This is a genomic window from Halobacillus sp. BBL2006, assembly GCF_000786645.1.
Classification (GTDB): Bacteria; Bacillota; Bacilli; order Bacillales; family Halobacillaceae; genus Halobacillus.
Map to the genome: position 1 here is coordinate 1 of NZ_JRNX01000459.1, position 3,778 is coordinate 3,778.

Annotated in this window: 4 protein-coding genes; 3 read left to right on the forward strand and 1 reads right to left on the reverse strand. The window is 41.0% G+C overall.

Going from position 1 to position 3,778, the window contains the following annotated elements; genetic code table 11:
* Positions 1 to 315 precede the first annotated feature (315 nt).
* Complete coding sequence (locus LD39_RS13670) at positions 316 to 1,086, forward strand: enoyl-CoA hydratase (protein ID WP_052158873.1); 771 nt, start codon at positions 316 to 318, stop codon at positions 1,084 to 1,086.
* Positions 1,087 to 1,114: 28 nt separating this feature from the next.
* On the opposite strand, the gene LD39_RS13675 is transcribed toward LD39_RS13670, so the two are convergent.
* Positions 1,115 to 1,300 carry a YhzD family protein gene (locus tag LD39_RS13675; protein ID WP_035547970.1) on the reverse strand — a complete coding sequence of 62 codons (186 nt, stop codon included), beginning with the start codon at positions 1,298 to 1,300 and terminating at the stop codon, positions 1,115 to 1,117.
* Between the two features lie 152 nt (positions 1,301 to 1,452).
* On the opposite strand from LD39_RS13675, the gene LD39_RS13680 reads away from it, so the two are divergent.
* Positions 1,453 to 2,352 carry an ABC transporter ATP-binding protein gene (locus LD39_RS13680; protein WP_035547973.1) on the forward strand — a complete coding sequence of 300 codons (900 nt, stop codon included), beginning with the start codon at positions 1,453 to 1,455 and terminating at the stop codon, positions 2,350 to 2,352.
* Complete coding sequence (locus LD39_RS13685; RefSeq protein ID WP_035547976.1) at positions 2,345 to 3,598, forward strand: ABC transporter permease; 1,254 nt, start codon at positions 2,345 to 2,347, stop codon at positions 3,596 to 3,598. Before LD39_RS13680 ends, LD39_RS13685 begins: the two co-directional genes overlap by 8 nt.
* Positions 3,599 to 3,778: the final 180 nt, after the last annotated feature.

A 3,778-nucleotide genomic window follows, 5' to 3' on the forward strand; every position in this document is an offset into this window, starting at 1 on the left:
GTTTCCCACCCAATCCTAATCCGTATTTAGCAACGAAACCGAAAGTATCTCGAAATCCAGTCTTCCACAATTCTGCACGGTTGTTGAATAACCTTTATGCTCCATTTTCTTATCTTAATAGTAAAACTATTGTCTTTTATTAATCCATAAGAGAGGTCACCCGTTCCATACAGCCGAAGCTTATTCTTCTATGATTTGTTCGATTCAAATCTTCTCAGCCCCTCTTCACTTTTCTTCGATTCTTGCAGGAAATTGTCTTCCAACCGCAGAAAATGTTAAAAGAGATAAAATCATTTTTTATAAAGGGGTATGAGAATGAATTTCTTTAAAATAGAAGAGAATGAAAATGTGGTCTATTTGAAGATAGCGCGCGGTGAAAAATACAATGCTCTTAATAAAGAGATGTTGGCGGAATTTGCTCAAGCTGTCGAACAAGTCAAAGAGTATGAGGCCCAAGTGGTGGTCCTTTCTGGTGATGGAGAAGGCTTCTGTGCCGGCGGAGATATCACAATGATGCAAGAGGTAGAGGAAGGTAAGAAATATGATCAAGTGATGGATGATATTGAAACCATTGTGACGACTCTCTATACAATGCCGAAAATCGTCATTTCAGCAGTTCATGGTCCCGTAGTAGGACTTGGTCTGAGCATTGCATTAGCTGCTGATTACGTCGTAGCTGAAGCAGACACGACTATTTCGATGAATTTTATTGGAATCGGACTTGTACCTGATGGAGGCGGACATTTTTGGCTGCAGGAACGCCTGGGGACACACCTGGCGAAACAATTTGCCTGGGAAGGACAGCAAATGAAAGCGAAGGAAGCGTATGATCATAAACTTGTCGATATTGTTATAAACGAATCATTTCATGAAGAAGTTGCTACGATCGCAAGAAAATGGAGCCGACGACCATTGCAGTCGATGATTAAAACAAAACAAATTTATCATCAGTACGGCGTTGACAAGCTTTTGCAATATCTCTCAAAGGAACGCCAGGCTCAATGGGAGCTAAGGCAATCGAATGATCATAAAGAAGGTGTTTCGGCATTCATGGAAAAAAGAAAACCCAACTTTCAAGGAAAGTAAAAAGTCGCGCCAGTTGGCGCGACTTTTTTTATCGATGGAATAAGACGAGGTGACCTTCTGGAGCGACGCAGCGATGTGTATGTTCACTGAAGCCCTGCTCTTCCAGTTTTTTAGTTCCGATCTCTTTAGCCTGATCATCATTCTCAGCTTGGAAAGAGTCGTCTAATACATTCGTTCCATCTTTTTCAAATACAGTAAGAAAGTATGTTTTCATTGGTGAGCCTCCCTGATATGAATATGTATTCATTGTACTATCTTTGGTGAATGTACGGTAAAATCCTGCTTAATAGAAAAAGTTTTATAAAAAATGAAACGTTTGAATGAGTTTCTGCGTATTCAAAGATTGAGAAGAGAGGAGTGTAATGAATGACTTTACGCTTACATAACGTTACAAAGAAATTCGGTTCATTTACTGCTGTGGACCACTTGTCATTGGAAATCCCAGAGAAACAAATATTTGGTTTTCTAGGTGCCAATGGTGCTGGAAAAACAACCACGTTTCGGATGATCCTGGGGCTGCTTGATCAAACAGAAGGCTCAATCTCCTGGAATGACGGTGAGATCGGATATGGTCAAAGCCACTTAATCGGATATTTGCCAGAGGAGCGGGGGTTGTATCCAAAACTTAAAGTTCAAGATCAACTTGTTTACCTTGCTAAGTTGAGAGGAATGCCAAAATCGGAGTCCATAAAAGAATTAGATTACTGGCTGGAAAGATTTAAAGTTCCTGATTATAAACATAAGAAAGTAGAAGAGCTGTCGAAAGGAAATCAGCAGAAGATTCAATTCATATCTGCCGTGCTGCATAAACCGAAGTTATTGATTTTAGATGAACCGTTCTCTGGTCTGGATCCCGTTAACGTGGAAATGCTAAAAGAAGCTGTGGTGGATTTGAAGGAATCCGGCACGTCGATCGTGTTTTCTTCCCACCGAATGGAACATGTCGAAGAGTTATGTGAGCATTTGTGCATCTTGCATCATGGTACACCGGTAGTGCATGGGCGTCTAAAAGAAATCAAACGTTCATTCGGAAAGAAAAACGTGCGAGTCCACGCTGAATTCGATACCCGCTTTTTAGAAAGTGTTTCTGGAGTGACGAAGTACAAAGCGTTATCCGACGGATGTGAACTCCAAATCATTAATGAAGAGGTTTCCCAGGATATCTTTCAAGAAATTTCTGGAAAAGGATTTGTCCGTACTTTTAATTTAGAAGAGCCGACCCTGAATGATATTTTCATAGAAAAAGTAGGTGCTTCCTATGAATAAATTCTTTATTATGCTCGCCCATACTTATATGAACCGTGTGAAATCCAAGTCTTTCCTTATCACCACAATACTAACGGTTGTCTTAGTCTTTGCTCTGACAAATCTTCAAACCATAATAGAAAAATTCGGCGGAGGTGACGAGGAAAAACAAGTGGCTGTTGTCACTGACAATGAAGAGTGGTTCCAATCGCTGGAGCAAGTGCTTGCAACCAATGAAAATTATACGCTCGAATCCTTTGACGGAAGTTTAGAAAAAGCGAAGGAAGAAGTAGAAGCAGGGACGTTCCATTCAGTCGTGGAAATTAAAGAAGGGCAAGAGGGGTTGCCTGAAGGAACCTACTATGCGAATCAAATTGCCAACACCGGAGATAGTGAGCCCATCCGTCAAGCTCTTCAACAAGTAAAAGTTGGAATCGTGACGGAAAATGCTGAGGTGTCACCATCAACCATTCAAAAAATCTCCTCTCCTGTGGCATTTGATCTAGTCGCTCTGGAAGAAAGTGCAAAATCAGCAGAGGAATTGAGTCAGACGCGAGGGCTTGTCTACGTGATGTTGTTCTTCATGTATTTCTCCGTCATGATGTACGGCAACATGATTTCCACTGAAGTTGCTACTGAAAAATCGAGCCGCGTGATGGAAATACTGATTTCGAGCGTTTCTCCCGTTTCACAAATGTTTGCGAAAATCATTGGAATTGCATTAGTTGGATTAACCCAATTTACTATACTGTTGCTTGTAGGGTATTTCGGTATCCAGCAAGCGATGAATTCCGATAATGCTTCTTTGTTGGATTCATTCGGTTTTACAGAGGTACAAGGAAGTACAATTGTCTACGCCGTTGTTTTCTTTGTCCTTGGATACTTGCTCTACGCCACTCTTGCTGCTATGCTCGGTTCGCTCGTCAGCCGCTTGGAAGATGCTCAGCAGATTGTTGCCCCAATGATGATGCTTGTAGTAGCTGCATTCATGATTGCTGTTTTCGGTTTAAGTGTGCCAGATGCCACGTTCATAACAATAAGTTCTTACATCCCATTCTTTACGCCTTTAATTATGTTTCTGCGTGTTGGAATGCTTGATATACCCGTTTGGGAAATTATCTTATCGCTATCGATACTGGTGGCTTCCATTGTTCTGCTTGGTATTGTCGGTGCAAGAGTCTATCGTGGAGGGGTACTGATGTACGGAAAGTCCTCTTCTCTAAAAGACTTCAAAAAGGCTTTACAGTTATCAAAAAAAGAAGGATAATCTTTCACCCGTATTTTCATTTTGAAAATACGGGTTTTCAATTTTTAATCCAATATTTTATAAGCCTTCATAACATTTTCTTATTTTATAATAGCACCCGATTGTTGAAGACTCAGTTTCGAGACTTTTGTGATGAAGGATGGGGGCCGTGGAAACCGGTCGCTTTCCGCGGGGAAGACG